We start from the raw sequence: 273 nt of genomic DNA, 5'->3' as shown, positions 1-273 counted from the left end.
ATCTGTCGTCCTGCCCCATGTGAACATGAGCAAAACGATTCTTCTGCGCCAAGACCACGTACGATAAAGGATTTTGCGCCCATAGATCCTGGGATAATCCCAAGCTCACCTTCATAAGCACTGATCGCACCTTTACGCGTCACATAAACTTGCTCACCGAAATGCACCTCTTCATTGACATAATTATGATGACAATTGATGGCTTCTTTGGTCAGCTGAAATCGAGGCAACCCCGCTTGTGGCGACTGCAATGACTTAATGACGAGACGCATC

Annotated in this window: 1 protein-coding gene; it reads right to left on the bottom strand. The window is 47.3% G+C overall.

Annotated features, from left to right (window positions below):
- Window positions 1–273 (bottom strand): RtcB family protein (locus tag SB772_RS40950; RefSeq protein WP_410838644.1); only part of this gene is annotated, 273 nt, incomplete at both ends.

It is taken from the genome of Paraburkholderia sp. SIMBA_030, from assembly GCF_046535245.1.
Taxonomy (GTDB): domain Bacteria; phylum Pseudomonadota; class Gammaproteobacteria; order Burkholderiales; family Burkholderiaceae; genus Paraburkholderia.
The sequence above is the reverse complement of the archived record's forward strand: the minus strand, read 5'-3'. Positions and strand labels throughout refer to the sequence as shown.